Source organism: Microcoleus sp. F10-B2 (assembly GCF_036704965.1).
Taxonomy (GTDB): domain Bacteria; phylum Cyanobacteriota; class Cyanobacteriia; order Cyanobacteriales; family Microcoleaceae; genus Microcoleus.
In genome coordinates this window covers 34,161-57,093 of the sequence record NZ_JAUBTB010000029.1, presented here as the reverse complement: position 1 = coordinate 57,093, position 22,933 = coordinate 34,161, and the positions used below count along the sequence as shown (strand labels likewise).

At 46.4% G+C, this 22,933-nt stretch carries 19 protein-coding genes; 8 read left to right on the top strand and 11 right to left on the bottom strand.

Annotated elements, in window-relative coordinates; genetic code table 11:
• The first annotated feature begins 384 nt into the window (after positions 1 to 384).
• On the top strand, positions 385 to 3,120 hold the full coding sequence (locus QUA99_RS13595) for a bifunctional acetate--CoA ligase family protein/GNAT family N-acetyltransferase (protein WP_333237257.1): 2,736 nt from the start codon (positions 385 to 387) through the stop codon (positions 3,118 to 3,120).
• 291 nt (positions 3,121 to 3,411) lie between these two features.
• Here the strand turns inward: QUA99_RS13595 and QUA99_RS13590 are convergent, their stop codons facing one another.
• Complete coding sequence (locus QUA99_RS13590) at positions 3,412 to 4,014, bottom strand: superoxide dismutase (RefSeq protein WP_333237258.1); 603 nt, start codon at positions 4,012 to 4,014, stop codon at positions 3,412 to 3,414.
• 381 nt (positions 4,015 to 4,395) lie between these two features.
• Between QUA99_RS13590 and QUA99_RS13585 the strand changes: the two genes are divergently transcribed.
• Positions 4,396 to 4,935, top strand: coding sequence for a phosphate-starvation-inducible PsiE family protein (locus QUA99_RS13585; RefSeq protein WP_333237260.1), 540 nt, complete (start codon positions 4,396 to 4,398; stop codon positions 4,933 to 4,935).
• Between the two features lie 364 nt (positions 4,936 to 5,299).
• Here QUA99_RS13585 and QUA99_RS13580 read toward each other — a convergent pair whose 3' ends face one another.
• Positions 5,300 to 5,851 carry a peroxiredoxin gene (locus QUA99_RS13580; RefSeq protein ID WP_333237262.1) on the bottom strand — a complete coding sequence of 184 codons (552 nt, stop codon included), beginning with the start codon at positions 5,849 to 5,851 and terminating at the stop codon, positions 5,300 to 5,302.
• 119 nt (positions 5,852 to 5,970) lie between these two features.
• On the opposite strand from QUA99_RS13580, the gene QUA99_RS13575 reads away from it, so the two are divergent.
• Positions 5,971 to 7,308 carry a peptidylprolyl isomerase gene (locus QUA99_RS13575; protein ID WP_333237264.1) on the top strand — a complete coding sequence of 446 codons (1,338 nt, stop codon included), beginning with the start codon at positions 5,971 to 5,973 and terminating at the stop codon, positions 7,306 to 7,308.
• A gap of 78 nt (positions 7,309 to 7,386) precedes the next feature.
• Here QUA99_RS13575 and QUA99_RS13570 read toward each other — a convergent pair whose 3' ends face one another.
• Positions 7,387 to 8,100, bottom strand: a complete 714-nt coding sequence (locus QUA99_RS13570; RefSeq protein ID WP_333237266.1) for a tetratricopeptide repeat protein — start codon at positions 8,098 to 8,100, stop codon at positions 7,387 to 7,389.
• Positions 8,101 to 8,687: 587 nt separating this feature from the next.
• Here QUA99_RS13570 and QUA99_RS13565 point away from each other — a divergent pair.
• From QUA99_RS13565 to QUA99_RS13555, 3 genes are all read left to right on the top strand, one after another.
• Complete coding sequence (locus QUA99_RS13565; RefSeq protein WP_333237268.1) at positions 8,688 to 9,404, top strand: pentapeptide repeat-containing protein; 717 nt, start codon at positions 8,688 to 8,690, stop codon at positions 9,402 to 9,404.
• Positions 9,405 to 10,016: 612 nt separating this feature from the next.
• Positions 10,017 to 10,748 carry a cytochrome c biogenesis protein CcdA gene (locus QUA99_RS13560; RefSeq protein WP_445251008.1) on the top strand — a complete coding sequence of 244 codons (732 nt, stop codon included), beginning with the start codon at positions 10,017 to 10,019 and terminating at the stop codon, positions 10,746 to 10,748.
• Positions 10,749 to 11,089: 341 nt separating this feature from the next.
• Positions 11,090 to 12,502, top strand: coding sequence for a cytochrome c biogenesis protein (locus tag QUA99_RS13555; RefSeq protein WP_333237270.1), 1,413 nt, complete (start codon positions 11,090 to 11,092; stop codon positions 12,500 to 12,502).
• A gap of 550 nt (positions 12,503 to 13,052) precedes the next feature.
• Here QUA99_RS13555 and queF read toward each other — a convergent pair.
• A complete protein-coding gene (queF, locus tag QUA99_RS13550) occupies positions 13,053 to 13,472 on the bottom strand; it encodes a preQ(1) synthase (protein ID WP_333237272.1) in 420 nt (139 codons plus the stop codon).
• 145 nt (positions 13,473 to 13,617) lie between these two features.
• Between queF and QUA99_RS13545 the strand changes: the two genes are divergently transcribed.
• Complete coding sequence (locus QUA99_RS13545; protein WP_333237274.1) at positions 13,618 to 14,214, top strand: hypothetical protein; 597 nt, start codon at positions 13,618 to 13,620, stop codon at positions 14,212 to 14,214.
• Positions 14,215 to 14,298: 84 nt separating this feature from the next.
• On the opposite strand, the gene speD is transcribed toward QUA99_RS13545, so the two are convergent.
• The 7 genes from speD to QUA99_RS13510 all read right to left on the bottom strand — a co-directional run bounded on the left by speD (position 14,299) and on the right by QUA99_RS13510 (position 20,854).
• Positions 14,299 to 14,721 carry an adenosylmethionine decarboxylase gene (speD, locus tag QUA99_RS13540; RefSeq protein ID WP_333237336.1) on the bottom strand — a complete coding sequence of 141 codons (423 nt, stop codon included), beginning with the start codon at positions 14,719 to 14,721 and terminating at the stop codon, positions 14,299 to 14,301.
• A 69-nt stretch (positions 14,722 to 14,790) separates the two neighbouring features.
• Positions 14,791 to 14,961: a hypothetical protein gene (locus tag QUA99_RS13535; protein WP_333237276.1), complete on the bottom strand. Its 171-nt coding sequence runs from the start codon at positions 14,959 to 14,961 to the stop codon at positions 14,791 to 14,793.
• A gap of 139 nt (positions 14,962 to 15,100) precedes the next feature.
• Complete coding sequence (locus tag QUA99_RS13530; RefSeq protein WP_333237278.1) at positions 15,101 to 16,162, bottom strand: pentapeptide repeat-containing protein; 1,062 nt, start codon at positions 16,160 to 16,162, stop codon at positions 15,101 to 15,103.
• Between the two features lie 507 nt (positions 16,163 to 16,669).
• Positions 16,670 to 16,891: a hypothetical protein gene (locus QUA99_RS13525; protein ID WP_333237280.1), complete on the bottom strand. Its 222-nt coding sequence runs from the start codon at positions 16,889 to 16,891 to the stop codon at positions 16,670 to 16,672.
• A gap of 749 nt (positions 16,892 to 17,640) precedes the next feature.
• Positions 17,641 to 18,852, bottom strand: a complete 1,212-nt coding sequence (locus QUA99_RS13520) for a histidine kinase (RefSeq protein WP_333237282.1) — start codon at positions 18,850 to 18,852, stop codon at positions 17,641 to 17,643.
• A gap of 386 nt (positions 18,853 to 19,238) precedes the next feature.
• Positions 19,239 to 19,721: a BON domain-containing protein gene (locus QUA99_RS13515; protein ID WP_333237284.1), complete on the bottom strand. Its 483-nt coding sequence runs from the start codon at positions 19,719 to 19,721 to the stop codon at positions 19,239 to 19,241.
• Positions 19,722 to 20,308: 587 nt separating this feature from the next.
• Positions 20,309 to 20,854: a hypothetical protein gene (locus QUA99_RS13510; RefSeq protein WP_333237286.1), complete on the bottom strand. Its 546-nt coding sequence runs from the start codon at positions 20,852 to 20,854 to the stop codon at positions 20,309 to 20,311.
• A gap of 69 nt (positions 20,855 to 20,923) precedes the next feature.
• On the opposite strand from QUA99_RS13510, the gene QUA99_RS13505 reads away from it, so the two are divergent.
• Positions 20,924 to 22,324 (top strand): S-layer homology domain-containing protein, encoded by a 1,401-nt coding sequence (locus QUA99_RS13505; protein WP_333237288.1) that lies wholly within the window; start codon positions 20,924 to 20,926, stop codon positions 22,322 to 22,324.
• Positions 22,325 to 22,933: the final 609 nt, after the last annotated feature.

The following is a 22,933-nucleotide window of genomic DNA, read 5'->3' as shown; positions in this document are numbered from 1 at the left end:
GCGATAGACTTTTTATTTTTCTACCGCTATATCTACTATATATTTAATCTCAATATTTTAAATAGCCTGTTCGCTCTTTGTTACAAAACTTGACTTCCTAATTCTGTGGGAAGAATTAAGATAGATAGTATGCAGAACATCCTCTGGGATGTTTGAGGAAGCTCTGACAAAATGGGATTCCGAACTAACACTTTGACAACGGAAATGTTGTTTAAGGGCGGGTCGGTCGGAAACCCGCAATGAGATTTTTGGTCGCGAACCGCGAAGACCAGAAGAAGAGGAATAAAAAGCAGAAGAATAGCAGAAAAATAGTTCTGATTTGATGCCAAAAGTTTTATCGAAAGCAGAGCAATATTAATTGCTGATTAATTGAAGTAGGGTATTATGCAGATAAATTCAAGAAATCAAAGCACTGCGAGCGATCCGGCTCACGATATTTGGAAAGAACAGCGCCATCCGCTCGATCGAATTTTTAAACCTCAGTCCGTGGCTGTAATCGGCGCAACAGAGAGAGAAGGAAGCGTCGGACGAACTCTCCTGTGGAACTTGATTCGGAATCCGTTTGGCGGAACAGTTTTTCCGGTGAATCCGCAGCGCCGCAGCGTCTTGGGACTCAAGTCTTATCCTGACATTGCTAGCGTCCCGGAAAGAGTGGATCTGGCGGTGATTGCTACGCCTGCTGCTGGGGTGCCGCAAGTGATCCGCGAATGTATCGCTGCTGGGGTGAAAGGGGCAATTATTGTTTCTGCTGGCTTTAAAGAGATTGGTGCGGCTGGGGAGGCTTTAGAACAGCAAGTTATGGCCGAGGCGCGTCGGGGCGGAATGCGGATTATCGGCCCAAATTGCCTCGGCGTGATGAATCCTGTGCTGGGGCTCAATGCTACTTTTGCAGGTACGATCGCCCGTCCGGGTAACGTCGCCTTCATCAGTCAAAGCGGCGCCCTCTGTACTTCGATTCTCGACTGGAGTTTGGGAGAAAATGTCGGTTTTAGCGCTTTCGTGTCGATCGGCTCTATGCTCGATGTCGGTTGGGGCGATCTGATCGAGTATTTCGGAGACGATCCCCATACCCACAGTATCGTTTTGTACATGGAATCTATGGGTGATGCTCGTTCGTTCCTGTCCGCCGCCCGCCCCGTGGCGATCGACAAACCAATTATCGTACTCAAGGTAGGACGTACCGCCGCCGCCGCCCAAGCCGCCGCTTCCCATACGGGAGCTTTGACCGGCAGCGATGACGTGCTTAACGCTGCTTTCCGCCGCTGTGGCGCGTTGCGGGTACATACGATTTCCGATTTGTTTGACATGGCAGAAATTCTGGCCAAGCAACCGCGACCGCAGGGCAACCGCCTATCGATCGTCACCAATGCCGGAGGCCCAGGGGCGATCGCCACTGATGCCTTAATTAGCGACGGCGGTGCCCTGGCAGATCTGGCACCGGAGACGCTGCAGCAGCTTGATGAGTTTTTGCCGCCTCAGTGGAGTCATCACAACCCGATCGATATTTTGGGCGATGCTAGTAGCGATCTTTACGCCAAAACTCTAGAAGTTGTCGCTCCCGATCCCAATAGTGACGGATTGCTGGTCATCCTAACGCCACAAGCGATGACAAATCCCACCCAAACCGCAGAAAAACTCAAGTCTTACAGCAAACTCGGAAAGCCCTTATTAGCAAGCTGGATGGGCGGTGTGGAAGTGTCAGCGGGAACGCAAATTCTCAATCAGGCAAATATTCCGACTTTCCCCTATCCCGATACCGCCGTCAGGTTATTCAACTATATGTGGCGGTACACATACAACCTGCGCGCGATCTACGAAACGCCCTCTCTCCCCGCTGATTGCGAAATCGAGACTTCCGGGTGTGCGACTGCTGCGAAGATTTTGACTGCCGCCCGCCAAAACAATCGCACTCTATTAACCGAGTACGAATCAAAACAGTTGCTGGCAGCCTATGGCATTCCAACCGTAGCGACAGAAATTGCAGCGAGTGCGGCCGAAGCTGTGGAAATTGCCGGTCGCCTCGGCTATCCAGTGGTGCTAAAACTCCATTCTGAGACGATTACTCACAAAACTGAGGTGGGGGGAGTACAACTAAATTTAGGCGATGCTAAGGCTGTAATTAGTGCCTTTGAGGGGATATCCGATCGGGTGCGGGCAATCGATCCCGCAGCGTTTCTCGGCGTAACCGTGCAGCCGATGGTGAATTTGGAAGGCTATGAACTAATTTTGGGTAGCAGTATCGACCCCCAATTCGGGCCGGTGATGCTGTTTGGTTCTGGCGGACAATTAGTGGAAGTCTTTCAAGATCGATCGCTGGCACTTCCGCCTTTAAATACCACCCTAGCGCGGCGGATGATGGAGCAAACGCGCATCTATAAAGCTTTGCAAGGAGTGCGCGGTCGATCGGCAATTGACCTGGTACAACTCGAACAGTTATTAGTTCGTTTCAGTCAACTGATTGTAGAGCAACCTCTAATTTCCGAGCTCGATATTAATCCGCTGTTGGTTTCTCCTGAAGGTGCGATCGCTCTTGATGCCCGCGTTGTTCTCAAGACAACAGAAAACCCCATTTTACCCGCGATTCGCCCCTATCCTACGCAATACGTTCAAACCTGGTCAGCTAACGGCGATCGTCCCATCACGATCCGTCCGATTCGCCCAGAAGATGAGCCGCTGATGGTGCTGTTCCACCAAGAACTTTCCGAAGAGAGCGTGTATTTGCGCTACGCTCACATGGTAAAATTAAAGCACCGCATCGCTCACGAACGTTTGACCCGGATTTGTTTTATTGACTACGATCGCGAAATGGTTTTAGTAGCCGATCGTCTTGACCCGGAAACCTCTGAACACCGGATTTTGGGAGTAGCGCGTCTGAGCAAACTCCACGGCACAAACGAAGCCGAATTTGCCCTGATCGTTAGCGATAGCTATCAGCAGCGCGGTTTGGGAACAGAATTATTGAGGCGGCTGCTGCAAATTGGTCGGGAAGAGAAATTAGATGCGATCGTCGGCTACATTCTCAATAGCAACTACAAGATGCAGAGCCTCTGTAAAAAACTGGGATTTGAACTCCAACCAGACCGAGGCGAAGGAATGTTGAAAGCTGTTTTTGTTTGCTAATACCATTTCCGGTTACAGTCATACATGATGTTGACTGTTGACGGTTGACAGTCAACAGTCAACTCGAATTTACTATTCCGGTGCTAACGGATTTGATATTAGTCCTCACTACAAACTTTATCGGTTTGTAGTGATATCATGTCCGATCGAGCGACCGCGATTTTTGTAGGGGCCCGTGAGCCAACAATACCTGCCAACAATGGACAATCTCAAAAACCCGCCCCGACCGGGATATTATGGTTAATCGATCGGACACGATATGAGGACGAAAGTCCTCAAACTAAGATGCTACTAAGCCGCAGCCAAATTGGCTGCTGCGAAATCCCAGTTAGCCAAATTATCCAAGAAATTAGTAATGTAGTCGGGACGGCGGTTTTGGAAATCCAAATAATAAGCGTGTTCCCACACATCCAAAGTCAGCAGCGGAGTTTGGCCGTGTGCAACCGGGGTGTCGGCGTTAGCAGTTTTGGTAACTTTCAAAGTGCCGTTGTCCACAACCAGCCAAGCCCAGCCGCTACCGAACTGAGTTGTCGCAGCATTCTTGAATTCTTCTTTGAATTTGTCGAAGCTGCCGAAGTCAGCGTTGATTTTGTCAGCTAAAGCTCCTGTCGGAGTGCCGCCGCCGCCCGGTTTGAGGGAATTCCAAAAGAAATTGTGGTTCCAAACTTGACCTGCATTGTTGAAAATGCCGGATTTGGATGGATCTTTCGCAGATTCCTTGACAATTTCTTCAAGGGATTTGCTCGCCATTTCCGTTCCTTCAATCAGTTTGTTGAGGTTGGTCACGTAAGCAGCGTGGTGCTTGTCGTGGTGGAACGAAAACGTTTCGGCAGACATATGATCTGACTCTAGGGCGTCAGCGGCGAACGGTAACGGTGCAAGTTCAAATGCCATTGTGTTCAATCCTCTCTGGATTACTTTTGGTTTTTCGGTTGACTTTCCGGCTTTTGTACGATTAAAGCCGAGAGTCACTAGCTTGAGTTTATCAAGCTGTGGTCAATAATTCTTTACAATTATCATATTTTATAGCAGTTGCAGCATTTTAGCATTCAGACTTCTATTTTTTAGATATCAAAGTTACTTATTGCCTGATGTGGATAGCATAAACTCTTACTAAATGTCAAGCCACCTAGGAGGCAAATAAAAGTTTGTGTGAAATTGTCAACCGGTCGAAATTTTATGAGACTGATAAAGAGATTAAACCTGTAAATTCTCAAAGATTAACCTAAGTTCAATTAAGCTGTAAGAAAGTCAAACAAGTTGCATGATAAGTCAATGGAAAAGCGTTTAAACAACTCGTCCAGCCACCCTCCTCAATGGTTGAATTTGCAATTAATCGTCACCGCTCTGGAAACAGTCCAAGACTTAATTGTAATTTCCCTATGTATTGGTTTGTTTTGTTTCATGGTACTAGAACTGCGAGAAATGTTCTTCTCGCTGCTACCTCCTTTGAATTTTCAGCAAGTGACTGCCGACATTCTATTTTTATTAGTTTTGGTGAAATTATTTCGGTTGCTAATTATTTACTTGCAAGAGCAGCGCGTTTCGATAGGGGTGGCTGTGGAAGTTTGTATAGTATCTGTTTTGCGAGAAGTTATCGTGCGGGGAGTGCTGGAAACTCCCTGGGTTCAAATATTATCAACAGGGGTATTTTTGCTGGTTTTGGGAGTGTTGTTGGTAGTCCGAGTTTGGTTGCCGCCAACCTTCGAGGGAATTGACCCGGAACGCCGCATGGCTAGCAGAAATAGAAAATTTTCAGAAAATGAATCTTCTTCCGAACCTGTTGCAGTCGATAGCAAGTTTAATTCTCATTGAATATGGCAGGACAGGCGATTTTAGATTTTAGATTTTAGATTTAGTCTTTTATCGCTTGTCACGTTACCAGCTATCATTTCCGGTAAAACTGAGATTTTGCACCTTTGTCAAGAACGGGCAAGATGCCCGTTCCACAAAGAGTATATTTTCTTGTGGGGAGTAGGGTTGGGCATCTGGCTCCCCCCAAAAATGATTATTGAAAATGGTGCAAGATGTGAGGTCAAATCAACCTGATAACGTTTGCAGTGAAAACTAAAATCCTCTGAAAATACAGAGTAATGTAGTCTTAACTACAAACACAAGCTTCCTCAGTCATTCCCCATGATTCCAATCTAAAATCTAAAATCTAAAATCTAAAATGGAATTACCCGTTAGCCTGCAATTCCCCCAAACGAGCCAACACTTCTTTCGAGTGAGTAGCCGGATTTATCTTCACAAAAGTTTCCCGCAAAATGCCTTCAGGGTCAATAATAAAACTGTGCCGCGCCGAGATAAAACTCATCCAAGAACCGTAAGCTTTACTCACTTGGCCGTCGGTATCAGCTAACAGCGGAAATTTCAAACCTTCCGAATCGCAAAATTCCGCGTGAGAGTTGACATCATCAGCGCTAATACCGATAATTTGAGTATTCTTTGCCAAGTATTTCGGCAAGTCTTCCTGAAATCTCCGGGCTTCGATCGTACAACCCGATGTAAAGTCTTTCGGATAGAAATAGACTACCAGCCACTTACCGCGATAATCGGACAGGGACACTTGTCCGTCGCCGCTGTTTGTCGGCAAACTAAAATCCGGTGCGGCTTCATTCACCGTGGGAAGCTTGCCACCGAGGGCAAATGCAGGTGTGGCAAAATTGAAACTTAGAAAAACTAGACAAATTGCCAATAAAGTGCTAAAAAACTTGCGACGGGACATCATAAATTTAGAAGTAGAACTGTACTTAAGACAAGTTTACAGTTTTCTGATTAAATGGGTAGGGGCAATTCGCGGATTGCTTCTAAAACCCAAAGATCACTCACTCAAATAGCAATTTACCCATGAGCGCTGCACTCCCGTTAACAGGCAAAGCTATAGTAGTCCAGGTAATTAACGGTCAACCCGTTGCGATCGAAGTAGACGGCACTAATGCCCCGATTACTGGAGGAAATTTTGTTGACTTAGTTGAACGCGGCATTTACGACGGGGTGATGTTTCACCGAGTTGTGCGCCAGCCAGATCCTTTTGTGGTGCAAGGAGGCGATCCGCGCAGCAAAGATACTACAATTCCAGCAAGTCAATTGGGAACGGGTAATTTTATTGACCCGGATACCAATCAGGCGCGTTTTATTCCTTTGGAAATTAAGCCGCAAGGGGCCGCGCAACCTGTTTACAACCAAGTTGTAACCCAGATCCCGCAGTTGCAGCACAATCGAGGGGCTGTGGCAATGGCTCGTTCTAATGCTTTGAATTCGGCTTCTTCGCAGTTTTATTTTGCTTTGGATGATCTGCCATTTTTGGATGGTAATTATGCTGTTTTTGGCAACGTTATTCAAGGTTTTGAAACGGTGAATGCGGTGCAGCAGGGCGATCGCATTTCGACTGCAAAAGTCGTTCAAGGAATCGTCCCCAGTCGGGTTTCTAGCATCATTAGCGATGTTAATGTCCTCAACGATTTCATTAACAGTACCAATTTTGTAAATTTGCCTTTGCGAGCTCTCCGATTGGCAAACACCCCGAACAACTATCAAGTCACTTCCCAAGACTCTCAGCAAAATTCTAACGGTGTAGTAGGAGGTAGCGCAAACGATCGCATCGTCGGTTCACCCACTGATGATGCAATTAATGGCAGCCAAGGTAACGATACCATCACTGGCGAAGCAGGCGACGACTTTCTTAGAGGCGGCAAAGGTAACGACTCGATTAGCGGCGGTGTTGGCAACGATATTATCAACGGAAATCTCGGCGACGATAGTCTCAATGGCGATGCTGGTAACGACTTTTTGCGAGGCGGCAGAGGCAACGATGTTTTAATCGGCGGCGATGGTAACGATATTTTAGTGGGCGATATTGGCAGCGATACTCTCACTGGTGGTGGCGGTACTGATACGTTTGTTCTGGTTACGGGTGAAAATCTGGAGTTGGATGCGGCGAGCGATATAATTGTTGATTTTAGGCCGGGAGATGGCGATCGCATTGGCTTAACCAGCAATTTATCCAACACCTCATTCACCCAATCCGGCAGCAACACACTCATTCAATTTGGAGGAGTTACTTTGGCTGTCGTTCAAAATGCCGCCCCGGCAGCAGTTCAAAACGCTGCTTTTGCAATTAACTTTTCTACTGCTTCCCGTCCCAATGACTTGCCAGTCGGCGACGCCGCCTTAAGAATTGGCTAACTTTAACAATACTGACCCCATAATTATAGCTGTAAGGTGCGCGGTGCGCACCTTACCAATTCCCAATTCCCAATTCAACTAATACCATAGCTTTGTAATTTTAGAAACTGCATCTTGATAATAATCCATTCTCCCCTGCTGCTTAAAAAGCCCTGCTGCTTTCTGAAAATCCTCAAATGCTCCCTGAACCTCTCTCAATTTATATCTAGTCACTCCCCGGTTGAAGTAAGCTTTAGCAAAATCGCGATCGAGGCGAATTGCTGACTCAAAGTCAGCTAGTGCTGCCAGGGAATTTTGCATTTGCAGGCGGATAGCACCTCGGTTAAAATAAGCTTGGGTGAAATTGGGGTTGAGCCGCAGTGCCGAGTTGTAATCTGCGATCGCCGCAGTATAATCTTTTAAACGAGTCAGCATAAACCCTCGATTGCTGTAATACTTGGCTCGGCAAGGATTGAGTTCGATGGCGGTAGTTACATCTTCTACTGCCAACTGTTTTTCCCCTAATTTGTAGCGGACCATACCTCGATCGTTGTAAGCTGGCGCGAAGTGCGGATTAATGTTAATTGTGGCCGTAAAATTTTTAATAGCACCGTGCAAGTCTTGTTGTTTGAGATTTTTTAAACCCTGATTGTAAAACTTTCTGGTGCTAACCTTTAAAATTGCCTCTTGTCGAGATTCAGCTTGCTCGGCCGAAAATACTTTGCCTGCAATATTAGGGAATCGCAAAGATTCGATCGAATGGAAAATAGTTGTGACAACTAATTGGCTCTGGAGAATGGGGATTGTAGGCATGAGAGGGGAAATGTTTAACTGTATGCTCTCATTTTGCTCGATATTTGACCTATTGGCAGTGATATCCATACTCTCAAGAACGTGATAAGTTTGATGATATTGGGTGATGCTGGGGCTTGAGTTGTGTGAGGATGGTTAGGCTTAGTTAGTGATGCAGATCGCAATTAAGAAAAATTACGCCTACAACCCTTTAAAGATAAGCTTTTTAGGCTACACGAACGGTTTCTTGATTCCCATATTCAGCAGTTCCTACCAGGATTGTTTGCAGGTATGCCCCTGCAGGTGCGATCGCAACTGCAGGGGCAAGTATCACTTTGTAGCGATATTCTGTCCGTAAATCCCGATCGAGCTTGCGGTCATCTTATACCGGGTTTTTAGGAAAAATATTAGTTTGGCAGCGAGGCATCTGTAAAGCAAGCGTGTTTCTCACTCAAAGCGCGTCTAAGGGTGCCTGAGTTAAGTTTGTGCCTGCGCCCACGCTGATTAACATTTCACTAATATTTTTGAGTAATCTTGCTGAGGAAAGTTGCAGGTTATTTGTTATGCTTTGATTAGACATCAATAATTTATGGCGCAAATTAGTGTCAATGAAAAGAGTTATGAGGTTGAAAATTTTGTTCGCGGCAGTGTTGGCGATCGTCCTGTTCACTCTCTACTTAACTCCTCCTGTTATGGCAGAAAATGCAGAGGATTTGAGTCAGCTATTAAAACATAATTGGTGCGTCAGTTTTTTGTGGAAGCAGTGCGATTTGAACGCTGTCGATTTGCGGGGAGCTAATCTCCAAGAAGCCAACTTGAGCGGCGCAAATTTGTCCGGCGCAAATTTGTCCAGTGCTAACTTAAAAAATGCTGACCTTTCAGGCGCCGACCTCAGCGGCGCTAATTTAGCAAATGCTGATATTTTAGGCACTGATCTGAGTCGAGCAAATTTGACAGAAGCTAATCTTAACTCCACAAAATTGTGGGATGCTAATCTGACCTTGGCAAATCTGAGTCGCGCTAATTTACAAAAGGCTAATTTGTTAGATTCTCGACTTTGGGGAAGCAATCTCACCCAAGCTAATTTAACGGAGGCGACGCTGCACGGTGCTGACTTGCAATATGCTAATTTGGCGGACAGTAATTTGACTGGTGCTGACTTGCACAGCTTTTTTTTCCGAGGTTCCAAACAAGTCACAAATTTGAGCAATGCTAATTTAGAAGGCGCTATTTTAACCGGAGCAAATCTCAGAGGTGCAGTGCTCGCCGGGGCAATAATGCCAGACGGCTCTATTAATGAAGAAAGTGGCTTTAATTTAAAGTAAAGTTAAATTAAAGTCTGTCTGAATAATTTGCCTAACAAGCTTTCGGGCCGATTTCGCAGTCAAGGAATTATCTGGTGCAATAGGCTGCGCCTGTTGCGAACAGGTTGTTGAGGATGCTGTCAAGAGATCAATTTAAACCAGGGTGCGATCGACCTTTCAACTCCCAAGCAGCGCCCGTTGCCCACAGCTTGTTGAGGATGCTGTCAAGAGATCAATTTAAACCAGGGTGCGATCGACCTTTTAGCTCCCAACCAGTAAATCTCGCTAAAATCTTAAATCTCAAACCAAACCTGCGCGCATCTGTTACAATTTTCAACAAACCCAGAACAGCCCCGAACCTGAAGTCACCTGCCTAGGGATACAAGTCCCCGACAGGAGTCGTGAAGACCAAAAATATTAGATATTTAGTTTAAGCTCCCAGATTCATCTGTGGAGTCTCTCTAAAATCGATTGTGGAGTATCTAAAATCTAAAATTTAAAATCGATCGGCTGTGAAGTTAATCTAAAATCTAAAATCTAAAATCTAAAATCGATGGGCTGTGGAGTCAATCTAAAATCTAAAATCTAAAATCTAAAATCTAAAATCTAAAATCTAAAATCTAAAATCGACTGATGGAAACCCTGCAAACCCAACTTTACGAACTCGCACAATTTGCTAATACTTTAGTAAACACTCAACTGACAAACCTGAGTTTAGTCAGCGTCGGAGTCATCTTTCTGGCAGGGTTGCTAACGAGCTTAACGCCCTGTATGCTTTCAATGTTGCCGATCACGATCGGTTACATCGGTGGGTACGAAGCAAAAAGCCGCCTGCAAGCCGCCGCCCAGTCGGCTTGGTTTTCCCTGGGATTGGCCACAACCCTCGCGGGTTTAGGTATTGTGGCATCATTTGCCGGACAAGTTTACGGCAAAATTGGCCTGGGTTTGCCGATTGTTGTCAGCATTATTGCTATTCTAATGGGGCTGAATTTACTCGAAGCTTTACCCTTGCAAATGCCGTCTTTCGATGCTGTGGGGTGGGTTCCGAAAGATTTGCCTGCGGGCGTGCGATCGTACTTATTGGGCTTAACTTTTGGTTTAGTAGCGTCTCCGTGCAGCACGCCAGTTTTAGCTACACTCTTAGCTTGGGTTTCCAAAACGGGAGATACAGTTTTAGGTGGTGTGTTGCTGCTGTTTTACGCTGCTGGCTATGTCGCTCCGCTGATTGTAGCAGGTACTTTTACTGCCAGCATTAAAAAGTTGTTAGAATTGCGTCGGTGGTCGAGTTGGATTACGCCTGTTAGCGGCGTTTTGCTAGTAGGATTTGGCGTTTTCTCTCTGCTTTCCCGCATCCTTCCCGCGTAAGTTTCGTTGTCAGGAATTCAGTCCTTATTTAGAGATATAGCAATCTCTACTGAATGCGTGAATTAAGTTTTTTTTTACGAACCGCGAAGACGCGTTAGGCGAAGCCGCGCGTAAGCGCTAGAACACGAAGGAAGAAAGAAAGAAAAGAGAAAGAATTCAAAATAGATTGAGACTGGCTCGATAAAAATAATAATATTTTGTTCATTTTTTGTTTTTCCCTCCTCTTTCTTCCTTCTCCCTTCTTCCATCCGTTACATCCGTTACACAATCCGTTGCCGAACTTCCATCCATCCGTTACATCCGTTACACAATCCGTTGCCGAACTTCCTTCATAATTACCAATGACATCCAAAGAAGTATTTCTATCCAAACTCTCAAGCTGGGCGACTGCCCCTCAAAGGTTTTTCAAGCGAGAAATCTTGCCGGTGCTAGCAGATTTGCGGCTGGCAATTATCTTGCTGCTGGCGATCGCATTTTTCAGCATTTCGGGCACCGTCATCGAACAAGGCCAATCAGTACCCTTTTACCAATCTAACTATCCAGAACACCCGGCTTTGTTCGGCTTTCTAACTTGGAAAGTTGTGCTAATTGCAGGACTCGACCACGTGTACCGCACTTGGTGGTTTTTGTCAATCCTAATTTTGTTCGGCAGCAGCTTAACAGCTTGTACGTTTACCCGACAATTTCCCGCATTAAAAGCCGCCCGCCGCTGGAAATTTTATGAAGAACCAAAGCAGTTTGAAAAATTAGCTCTCAGTGCGGAATTAGAAACAGTTGCTTTAAGTTCGTTAGAACAACTTTTGCAGCAAAAAAACTACCGCATATTTCGAGAAGGCGAAAAAGTTTATGCTCGCAAGGGAATAATTGGTAAAATCGGCCCGATTATTGTTCACGCCAGTATGCTAATTATTTTAGCTGGGTCGATGTGGGGCGCGATGACGGGATTTCTCGGTCAAGAAATGGTTCCCAGCGGCGAAACATTTCAGGTGCAGAATATCCTGGATGCGGGGCCTTGGGCCCGGCCGCAAATACCGAAGGATTGGTCGATGCGAGTTAATCGGTTTTGGATAGATTATACTCCCGAAGGCGGCATCGACCAATTTTACTCTGACCTGTCAGTTTTGGACAAAACAGGCCAAGAGGTCGATCGCAAAACCATTCACGTTAACGAGCCCCTCAGATACCGGGGAGTCACATTTTATCAAGCAGATTGGGCAATAGCCGCCGTGCGAGTTCGCCTCAACAAAAGCCCGGTTTTACAATTGCCAATGGCTCAGCTAGACACCCAAGGTAAAGGCCGGATTTGGGGTGCTTGGATTCCGACAAAACCAGATTTGAGTGCGGGAGTTTCTCTGCTAGCAAAAGACTTGCAAGGAACGATGTTAGTGTACGGTACGGATGGCAAATTGTTAACTACAGTTCGCGCCGGCACAGCGGTTGAAGTTAACGGAGTGATGCTGGCAATTGACGAGGTTGTAGGCAGTACGGGATTGCAAATTAAAGCCGATCCGGGAATTCCAATAGTTTATACTGGCTTCGGGTTGCTGATGCTCAGCGTGCTGATGAGCTATCTGTCTCACTCGCAGATTTGGGCTTTGGAAAAAAACGGCAAACTATACGTCGGCGGGCGCACAAATCGCGCTCAGGTGACTTTTGAAAGAGAAGTTGTGGAGATTTTGGACAAGTTGGCCGAATCGAAAACAGCCGAGGAAAAAAGTGCGATTACTGAGACTTCTGTTGCAAGTCAAACCTAACCGTAGGGTGCGCACTGCGCACCTTACACCAACGATAAATATCAAAAAGATTAGTTGAGTTTGTAGGGTGCGCCTTGCCAGATTTGTCGAGGTGGTTAATGTGAACCGGAGAACAGCAGAAAACCTCTAAGCTGTTGCGACATTTAAATTGTCTGTCAAAAAAAAATCAAACTTTTGTGGGGTGGGCGTCCCGCCCGCCCTGAATATACAATTTAAATGCGCGACAGCTTATTTCACCTTCCGATTTTTCACATTTCAAGTAATAAAAATTACTCTACGGAGTTTTGGTTTCAAAATCAAAAAGCTGAAACGCAGGTCAACAGGTACTCTCCGGTAGGCGACAAACTCAACCGATGCGCAGTACATACCCTATAAACTACGAGATTTTAAGCTTTTGAGGGACTTTTTGAGCATCTTGAGAGGGCGGCGCTGACGCACCCTACAATTACTTACTAATTTTAAAAATTTTATTTCTTAAAACTCTTGTGGGCCGGTGCTCCGACGCCGCCCCACAATTAAATCTCAATGCAACAACCGCTTAATACCCGCCCTACTTCTGGTGCGACACCTCAATCACGGTGTGGACGTTCCCCCGCGGCGAAAAATCGCCCTTAATCGTCGCTTCCAGCGGCGCGCAAGCTGCCACAAAATCGTCTAAAATTTGATTGATCGATTCTTCGTGAGAAATGTAGCGATCGCGATAACTGTTAACATACAGTTTGAGCGCCTTCAACTCTACCACCCGCTCGTCGGGTACGTAAGTAACGTGAATTGTCGCAAAATCTGGATAGCCAGAAAACGGACACTTGCAAGTAAACTCCGGCAAAGTAATGTTAATCAAGTAGCGCCGCCCGACTCGCGGATTTGGGAAAGTAATTAACTCGCCTTCCAAAATCTGGCGTTCGCCGTATTTCATTTCCTCGGTGCTTGACTTTTGGGACATAGTTTCTTCGGCTGCGTAGTTGTTCATAGCGATCGACTAAAAACTTGTAACATTTAATTAAATTTACGATCAATATCTGTAACAAATATCTTGACGAATTGTGTTGCGATCGATCTAATTGCAAATACTCTCAGGCTAAACTAAAACAAGTTCACCCTCGCCATCTACAATTATGCAAAATACTACCTTATCTGACAATACTTCCCCTGAAAACTCAAATAGTTACTCTCCATCGGTACCGATTTCCCTCTATCGAGAAGTCACCGCGGAGCTGCAAGCAGCCCAAGCGATGCTCGACTCCCTCAAAACCCACAATCAGCAATTAGTCCAACAAAATCAACAACTGCGGCGAGAAGTAGAAACAGTAATTCAAGTATCCCAACAGCTACAGCAAGTAGTCAACTCGGCTCAGAGCGTCACCCAGACAGGGATGCCTCAAATGCCGTCAGTCAAATTCAATTTCAGCGTTCAACCTCCGCCTCCAGCACCTGCAACCTCGCAGGCTAACTCTGCCGTTCCTCAGCCACCTCAGGCAGTAGCTTTCCCCTTTCCCCTACCGGAACCGGAGCCAACAGCCTCCCCCATGCCGGAGAAACTTCCAGAAAAATTATTTGCAGAGGTGCCGGAAACTCCTTACCGCGTGCGCTCTCAACCAAAAAAAACCTCAGACTTAAGCGGATTGTGGTTGGCAATCGCGATTTTTCTGATTGTGATTGCCGCCTTCGGCGCAGGTTATTTAGTGGTTCGCCCTTTGTTGAAGGGGAAGTAAATTGCAACAAGAATCCCACGACTCGAAGCGTGGGATTTTAAGCAGAACCTAGCATAAAATGTTGAAAGTTACGCTAATTAGCCCTTATACTCTGGCGGCACTCGTTTCTACTGCACGAGGCGCATACTGCTCTTCACAAGCAGATTCTAGGATGCCCACCCCGGGCTCGAAACCGCGCGTAAACTCAGTGAGTTTTACCTGTTTAGCTTCCAAAGCTGTCTGTAGCACCTTCATGGCTCGGTGAGGGTCGCCGGCTCCGCAGAAAAATAAGTCTGCTGCAAAATAACCGTGTTCAGGCCAAGTATGGATTGCTATATGAGACTCTGCCAAAGTAGCAGTAGCTGTCACTCCGTGAGGACTAAACTGGTGTACGCACAAATCGATGAGAGTAGCTCCTCCGGCTTCGATCGCATCGAGAATAGCGCGGCGGATACGTTCAGGATCGTTGAGCAGGTCTCCTGGAGACTGCCAAGCATCAGCGACCAGATGGGTTCCCAATTGTTTCATTCTGCGGGGTTTTACCTCTAACTCATAATGTCTCAAACCTTTTGACGATAGCACGGCGTCCATAAATTTTCAAGTAAATTCCAAAAATATTTCCAAAATAGCTGCCAGCGCGATCGCACCGGGGTTTTTTTTGGTACTTTGACCCTGGTCGAGTGCAGGTTGAGTTCGATTGGAGTTCGATAAGGGCGATCGATATTTCCTGCCAAAGTCTGCTTTCGCTAGAATGCGGTTAAAGCTCAACCGCCTTAATCAGCTCCAGGCGGTGGAGAAGCCAGAAACCAGCAAGGGCTGGCACTCTGGGCACCGCCCCTACATAAACCGGGTTTCTCTGTCTTCGGTTTTTTGAGGTTGAGCTACTTAATTATGGTTGCTCAACTTATCAATCCCGGCTGTGAGTAGCTCCATTCGGCAAAATCGCCCCGCCCAAAGCTGCTTCATTCAAATTAGCAACATTCAAGCTCGCCCCAATCAAATTAGCCTCCGACAAATTAGTTCCTGTCAAATTCGCTCCGGTCAGAGAACTCAGCAGCAAACCGGCTCCCGACAAATTGGCGTGACTCAAATTCGCCCCCCGCAAATCCGCTTCCAGCAAGCTAGCACCAGACAAATTCGCACCGCTCAAGTTAGCTCCCCGCAAAGAAGCTTTGTTCAAATTCGCAGCCCTCAAATCAGCATTGTGCAGAATCAAACCATTCAAATTGGTTTGACTCAAATTAGCTCCTTGCAAGTGTGCACCGCTCAAATTAGAGCCATTTAAATTAGCTCCTTTCAAGTCAGCACCGCTCAAGTCAGCACCGCTCAAATTAGCAGCACAAATACAAGCCTCCCGCAGACTTGCTTCGCTCAAAGAAGCCCCAACCAAATTGACGCCGCTAAGATTTCCGCGATTGAGATAAGCCCGAATTAAAGTTGCCCCGCTCAGGTTCGCCCCGTTCAAATCAACCTCGCTGAGAATCGCTCTAGTCAGATTTGCTCTGCTTAAATCAACCCCGCTCATAATTGCTCGGCTCAGCGTCGCCCCGCTCAAATTAGCCTCAGTTAGTTTCGAGCCGCTTAGCAAACAAGCTCCTACTAAGCTGGCTCCAGTCATCACAGCTTTGCTCAAGTCAGCCTGAGACAATATTGCGCCGCTGAGATTTGCTCCGCTAAAATCTGCTGCGAGCGCCACAGTTCCAGTTAAACTACAACTGCCGAGGTTAGCTTCAATTAATTTCGCCTTAGATAAATTAGCCCCGCTCAAGTCTGCACCGTTTAAATTAGCTCCAATTAGTTTGCTTCTAATTAAGTTGGCCTCTTTCAAATTAGTGCTGCTCAAATTTGTGCGACTGAGATTAGCTTCACTCAAATGAGCTGCAATGAGGTTAGCCCCTCGAAAATCTCGTTCCCCGTTTCTATGTCTAGTTAAAAGTTCATCGGCACTTAAAAGCTCAGTGAAATTCATAAAAAAATTGAGTGAGTTTCCTTAATTTCTCGATGTTCTATGTTGTCTGAAAGTTTGTACTATCGTGTTTGGTAGTAAGTTTTTTCAACCAATACTGCCACGGTAACAATTGTCACAACTGGTTGATTCCTAGCATCACCCTGCTAACTTAGTTATAACTTACGAGAAACCGGGTTTATCGTAAAAAATCTGGGGTTGGTCAGCGCGCAGTCATGAATAAACCGAATTGCTCGCGGCGTTAAGCCCTGTAAGTCTGATTTTGCTAGTAATTAGTCGGCGGTTGATGTTAGTGATTAGCAGTTAGTTGTATTTATAGTAACTGCTAATCACTAACTATTAACTGCTAACCCTTTACCAAAATACCGAGAAGTTGTCGATCGCTCTTGTTAAGGTCGATCGAATATTTTGGCTATTGCTGGCGCGCTCTGCGCCGCATTCTGACCCGAAAAATTGCTGGTACAGACGATCGAATTTATTAGTGCAATCAAGAAACAAGATATCGGAGCTTCAACCCCGAATGCCTTCTAGATAAGCGCCTTCTATGTTCGATCGCCCATGAAAGCAGAGCCCGGTCAGCTCAGCTAGTTTCACCTCCCCCCACTGTGCTGCGCACAGCGTGAAATCCAACAGGAAGGCTGTTTCCCTCGGAGTGCTGAGCGAGTCGCAGGCTCCGCCAGCAATACGCTGCCAGTAGCCTGAGATTTCGCGAAAAAATGCGCCGCGAGCCATTGTGCTCCCGCGCTGCTGTGCTTGCTGTCAATCTTTGCTCGATCCATGAGCGCTTGCGGTTCTAATTAACAGAACGCCCGATACCAGACGCGCTCCCGGACATAAAAGCTTTTCCTGGGCTTCTCAAATGCTTCGCTGAGGCATTCCCAGAAAAACTGTATTCCTTTAGCAGGTCTTGCCAACGGCAATTGGGTTGCTACAGCCAAGCAATGACCAGCCCAAGTCTTGCCCGAAGGCTCCGACAATATTATTATTCTAATAGTTGCCGACCACCGCAGGCCGTACTCAGCGCGCGGGACTGCCTATTTCACCTGTATAAGTTGCTGAAAGTAGCCGCCCCATAATTAAAGATAGTCGTTCTTTGACTAACCGGGCAATATCTGCTGTAATTTATGTCATCAAATTTGATAATACTGCGGGGTTTGCAATCGAGCAGTAGTGAGTGTTACAGACTAAAAAAACACTGCAGATTTAGGATGTAAAAATTAAGGGAGCCGATCGAGCCACCGGCGGTGTCGCCCACCTTGCCAATCAAAATTAAACTTTTGACAGGTCGCTTTTTTTTTAAGTTTCCAGAACAAAACAAAAGCCAGCTTTCAGAGAAAAAGCCGACTTTTGAGATAATTTTAGCGGCAAAGGGTACAACCCCTAGCTCGCCCGTGTTGGTTCGATCGCTTTCCACAATCCGAGTGCGCGAATGCGACTACCATGCCGGAATTAGAAACAATACCCCAACAAAGTCTGAACTATCAAACCCGACGGTTGCCCGTAACGCCCTGATTGGGATCGTAAATAGTAGCCGTAGTATCAACCCCTGGAGTGCCAGGAGCACCGTAATCAGCCCGAGCACTATCGACGCTGCTGGGATAGTCGTAGGTGTTCCAATGCTGAATGCCTCCGCGGCTCAGAATGGTTTCAGCTTTAGCGACTTCTGCTTCGCTGCCGTCAACCAGTACCAAGTAATCTCCCCTTGCCACGCGATCGTTGTATGCTCTAGCTTCCTCTTCGGGAATTCCCATACCGACTAAAGCTCCGATCAAGCCGCCTGCTGCCGCACCCAAAGCCGTACCGGCGAGTGTAGTGGCGATCGCCGTAGCTGAAGCTCCTGCCAGCATAATCGGCCCGATTCCCGGAATTGCCACTAGGCCCAGACCTACCAACAAGCCTGTCAAACCGCCCAAAGTGCCGCCTGTGAGTGCGCCCTTAGTCGCTCCTTCATCCGCCTTGTTGTCCGCGCTGTCGTGCACGTCAATACCTGCGATGTCGCCTTTAGACTCAGCATCCTTAGCGATGACCGAAACCCGATTCATGTCGAAACCTGCAGTTCTCAGTTCTCCCAGTGCGTGTTCCGTCTCGCGGCGGGTTGAAAATACTCCCACTGCGCGCTTCTGGCGGCCCCCCGCTCTGCGGCCGGTGTCTGCAGGCACATCGTAAATGCCCCAATCCTGAATGCCCCGCACGCTCAGAATTCCTTCGGCTGTGGCAAGTTCGGCATCTGTTCCTTCTACGAATACCAAATATTCACCGCGCGAGACGCGATCGCTATAAACTTTAGCTTTTGCTTCGGGAACTCCCAAACCGATCAAACCGCCCACCAAACCGCCCGCAGCAGCCCCAATCGCGCCTCCGACTACAGTATCGGCGAGCAGAGTTGCGATCGCGCCCCCCGCCATCACCGGGCCAACTCCCGGAATTGCTAGCGCTCCAATGCTTCCGAGTAATCCAATCAAACCGCCCGTCACGGCTCCTGCTGTCGCGCCTGCTTTTGCGCCACCACCCACTTTCTCGTCGGTACCCTTACCAGCGCTAGCGCCGGCAATATCGCTGCGATCGAGATTTTCCCCAACTACCGAAACTTTATTCATCGGAAACCCGCTACTTTGCAGTTCCAGCAGGGCTAGTTCCGTATCTCGGTAATTAGAAAATGCTCCTACAGCTCGCTTGTGTTGACCTAAAGCCATTTTTTTTCTCCTGAAAAATATACTACTTTTACACAACCACAGAATTTATGCTCTGCCATCAATCACATTTAGTCATTTTTTCCCAACAATTTTCATCGGTCGCTGGGAATAACTTCCCGCTCTATCTTCAGGCTGGTTTCAAACTCTCGATCCGGCATGAAAATCGGAAATTGGGAAGGGGAAGTTGCAGGTATTGCACGAGTTTTTAGTGAGTGAATTTTAAATTAAATTTAAACTCTTTCACTTAAAACCCCGATCTCTCTAGAGAGTCACCTAAGCCTTGTAATCTGCTCCGCAAGCAATCTTACAATGCCAAACTTTACCCTCTTCCCTCAGACTTCTATCCTAGATAACTACATCTTTCCCTCTGACTTCTTCCTTCTAATTTATTGACTGCTGCTAGGCGATGCGGGTGCAGCGGGGGCGACAACAGCCGTAACATTGACATCTTTAACACCCTTAATCTCTTTAGCTAGTGGCTTAATTTTAGCTAAATCAGTTTCATTGGGAACTGTGCCACCTACGGTGACAATCCCCTCTTTTGCGTCAACAGTTAGCTGACCTTTAGTGATGTTTACTTCTAACTTCGATCGCACTTCACTTTGGAGGTCGCCATCAGCTCTTATGGCATCGCCACCCGTTACATTGTTGCGCTGTTCTCTGGCCCTGATATCAGAATTTGCTTGTGCTTTGCGAACGTCGCTAGTTGCGTCACCCTGAGTTTTTTGAACTGTCTCGGCTGGGGGTGGGCTATTGCGATTTTCTGTGGTAGAGTTAGGAGAATCAGCGCTAGTTTTAGCTCCTTCGCTGCAAGCAGCAGCTCCAAATAATAAGAGGCCGCTCAGGATAACTGGTGTTAGTTTGTTCATAATATGTTAATAACCTCCGGGTAAGCTTTCGATGAACCTGACTTCTTCGTTGAGCCAGATTATGCAATACAGAATCTTTACAAAATCTTTGTTTGTGTTTTCTGCGTTTGTTTTTTCTGGGATTTGAAAATCCTTATCTAAAATATATAAACTTGAGGAAGCAGGTACATCGATCCACAGGTGTAAATTTTATCTATGTCGTTAGATAGAGTACAAAAAACCAAATCAGGTCTTAGCTTTAATTTAACTTAATTAGTCGGGGAAGCACTATTCCTCAGAAACCCGGTTAATTCCGAGATTTTGAGTTAGTAAAGCGAATATTTTCCTGTACACCAAGTTTAAAAGCCAGGACTTACCCGTCGCGGCCCGTGCGAAACCGGGTTTTTTACGCCCGCGTGCGGTCTACAACGGGTCTTTTCGTAAAAAAACCGATTTCTCAACAATCGTGCCTAAGTCCTAAAAGTGTAAGTTTTATCAATAAATTCGATCGCCATCCCCAACTAATTTTGCCCTCTTCCCAGTTCTCTCAACATCCATCCGTTAAATCCGTTAAATCTCGTACACTGCTGGTTGCCGAACTTCCGGCTTCAAAACAAACGAAAAGAGTCAAGAAATTTTTGAGCATTTTCGGGTTCTGGGGAAGTGACAACCAGCCCGTAAACGCGCGTTTCCACCAAAAAAACTTGACCTACACCTACAGGTTCAGTGGGGGAAAGCTGCTGAAACTCAAACTCTTTTCCTGGATAGCCTCCGAGGGAAATATCCCGCACTTGCAACAATTTTGCATTCGCCCCCACGACAAAGAAATCAACGGCATTATTTAAAGTAATTTTAATATTATTGTTGCTTTGCCGGAAATCTAGGTCAAAGTATTGAAGTAAATAAGTTTCTTTGTTTTTTAAGATCGATCTGTATGTATGAGCGGTAACTTGAGTTGAAAAAGTTTCCGAATTAATTTTGGGAGTTCCCGGCATATCGATCGCAAACTGACCCATCGCCGAGCAAAATGGCTGCCACTCTGGCGTCTGAATTTCGGCCCGCTGCGGGGCTGGTTGAGATGCAGCGGGACGGGCAAACTTGACAGGGTATAAAAGTAATGTAGCAGTAACTAGAAGTAAATACAAAAATTTCATTTGGGTAAAAATTATATATGCCCGATCGATCTGCGCTAGCCTAGAAATATATCCGCAAAGGGGCGATTTATGCTGAATATTATATTTACTCAACGGCGAGGCAACTCTCAAGGTCGATCTAAAACCAGTAAAACCAATAAAACCAATATACTCGCTGCTGTAAATACTTGGCTGGCTGTGTGTATGCTGGCTGCTGTCACAGCTTGTGCAAACAGCCCCAACAGCAAGGCACTCGAAGAATCATTAGCCGCCGATCCGAAATTAAAACAAAATCCCGTGGTTTTCTCTTCTGCGCCACCAGCGACAGCAATTGAGACAAACTCTACCGCCAAACTTCCTCCCGATTTCCCGACAGAGATTCCACTCTATCCTAATGCTGAGTTAATCGAAGTTGGTGGGCAAACCGATCCGTCGCAAAAAAATGTGCGGCTGCGCTGGGAAAGTACAGATCCGGTTAATTCGGTTCAGAACTTTTACTCCACAGAGTTTGGGCGCCGCAACTGGGAAATAGTCAGCCCCCCAACCGCTGAGGGACAAGGTTCTTTAGTCGCAACCCGAGATAATTTGCGGGTAACTTTGTCGCTTTCTCCTACTCAGAAAGTAGGAGGTTCTACAGAATTTACGATCGACTACAGCAAAGATGGGTCAGCAATTGCCGCCAGTCCCCAACCTAATAATCCCGAGTCTAGCGCATCTCCAACCGCTTCACCAACTCCATCTAATTCAGAGGGAACTACTCCAACGCCATCCGCCTCGCCAAAATCAGCAAAAGTCAGCCAACAAGACGGCCAAATTCCTCAACAGTTGCGGCAGTATGTGGCAGATTTAACTCAGTTGGAAGTGCTGAAAGTGCGAGCGACAGAAAATGCTAATTTAGAAACTGCCAGCACTTTGCCCAAACCCAACAAAATTGTCACTCGCCGCGAATACGCCCGCTGGTTAGTAGCAGCTAACAATCAAATTTATGCTAGCCGTCAAGCCAAACAAATTAGATTAGCAGTAGACTCTAGCGAAGCCGCCTTTTCTGACGTACCCAAAACTGACCCGGATTTTTCAGCAATTCAAGGTTTAGCAGAAGCCGGTGTAATTCCGAGTTCGCTTTCGGGGGAAACTAAAGATGTGAAATTTCGCCCGGATGCACCTTTAACTCGCGAAACATTGATTCTTTGGAAAGTACCTTTAGATACTCGTCAAGTTTTGCCGACAGCTAACATTGAGGGAGTGAAAGAAAAATGGGGTTTTCAAGATGCTTCTAAGATTGATTCCCAGGCATCTCGGGCTGTTTTAGCTGATTTCAACAATGGAGACTTGGCGAATATTCGCCGCGTTTTTGGTTTTACTACTCTGTTTCAGCCGAAGAAATCCGTGACTCGGGCAGAAGCTGCTGCTAGTTTGTGGTATTTTGGCGTTCAAGATCAGGGATTGTCGGCTAAAGATGCCCTGGAAGCCAAATCTCAACCAGCCCCATAGAGTTGTTTGGGGTGGTTAAAAGTGTTGAACGAAGCATCTGCTTACCAATACCAAGAAACCGGGTTTTTTCTCTGTAACAAAACCCGGTTTTTGCGTCCAAGACTGACGAAATTGTACCAAGTTTTGACAAATCGGCGCGCGATCGCCCGCCAGAAAAATTGCAGCTTGGGTTTCTAGGATTTCTGTGAATATGATATCAATTCTGGTAACACCGGAATCATATAAACGCAGGACACGGCGCCGTGTCCTGATTGTGGGTAATATAATTTCGATGCTACCGGATTTGATATGACTTACCCAGAAACCGAGTTTTATCTACAAAAATGTGCAGTAAAACGCGAGGGATATCGGTTAAAAAACCCCGCTTCTTTAATCCCTATACGCTCCTTCACCGTAAAAAATCCTTTCAAACACTATACATCGGCTTCTCTGTGGCGGTCTGCACCCTACTGGATAGATTTTTTTTGCCTTAATTCTTAATCTTAATTTCTGTATTCTTCCACACAACCGCTGCTTTTGGCGGGCAAATTTTGTACATATTTTAAGTAATACTTTGTTCAAAACTCTCAGTAGCATTCCGGATGCGGTAGCGGCCTTAAGGATAAAAGA

Coding starts and splice junctions, on each gene's coding strand:
- QUA99_RS13525 (WP_333237280.1), bottom strand. CDS start 16,891: ATGGCTCGCGGCGCATTTTTTCGCGAAATCTCAGGCTACTGGCAGCGT.
- QUA99_RS13570 (WP_333237266.1), bottom strand. CDS start 8,100: ATGCCTACAATCCCCATTCTCCAGAGCCAATTAGTTGTCACAACTATT.
- QUA99_RS13560 (WP_445251008.1), top strand. CDS start 10,017: ATGGAAACCCTGCAAACCCAACTTTACGAACTCGCACAATTTGCTAAT.
- QUA99_RS13510 (WP_333237286.1), bottom strand. CDS start 20,854: ATGAAATTTTTGTATTTACTTCTAGTTACTGCTACATTACTTTTATAC.
- QUA99_RS13595 (WP_333237257.1), top strand. CDS start 385: ATGCAGATAAATTCAAGAAATCAAAGCACTGCGAGCGATCCGGCTCAC.
- queF (WP_333237272.1), bottom strand. CDS start 13,472: ATGAACAACTACGCAGCCGAAGAAACTATGTCCCAAAAGTCAAGCACC.
- QUA99_RS13575 (WP_333237264.1), top strand. CDS start 5,971: ATGAGCGCTGCACTCCCGTTAACAGGCAAAGCTATAGTAGTCCAGGTA.
- speD (WP_333237336.1), bottom strand. CDS start 14,721: ATGAAACAATTGGGAACCCATCTGGTCGCTGATGCTTGGCAGTCTCCA.
- QUA99_RS13545 (WP_333237274.1), top strand. CDS start 13,618: ATGCAAAATACTACCTTATCTGACAATACTTCCCCTGAAAACTCAAAT.
- QUA99_RS13515 (WP_333237284.1), bottom strand. CDS start 19,721: ATGAACAAACTAACACCAGTTATCCTGAGCGGCCTCTTATTATTTGGA.
- QUA99_RS13580 (WP_333237262.1), bottom strand. CDS start 5,851: ATGATGTCCCGTCGCAAGTTTTTTAGCACTTTATTGGCAATTTGTCTA.
- QUA99_RS13505 (WP_333237288.1), top strand. CDS start 20,924: ATGCTGAATATTATATTTACTCAACGGCGAGGCAACTCTCAAGGTCGA.
- QUA99_RS13565 (WP_333237268.1), top strand. CDS start 8,688: ATGAAAAGAGTTATGAGGTTGAAAATTTTGTTCGCGGCAGTGTTGGCG.
- QUA99_RS13520 (WP_333237282.1), bottom strand. CDS start 18,852: ATGGCTTTAGGTCAACACAAGCGAGCTGTAGGAGCATTTTCTAATTAC.
- QUA99_RS13555 (WP_333237270.1), top strand. CDS start 11,090: ATGACATCCAAAGAAGTATTTCTATCCAAACTCTCAAGCTGGGCGACT.
- QUA99_RS13530 (WP_333237278.1), bottom strand. CDS start 16,162: ATGAATTTCACTGAGCTTTTAAGTGCCGATGAACTTTTAACTAGACAT.
- QUA99_RS13590 (WP_333237258.1), bottom strand. CDS start 4,014: ATGGCATTTGAACTTGCACCGTTACCGTTCGCCGCTGACGCCCTAGAG.
- QUA99_RS13585 (WP_333237260.1), top strand. CDS start 4,396: ATGGAAAAGCGTTTAAACAACTCGTCCAGCCACCCTCCTCAATGGTTG.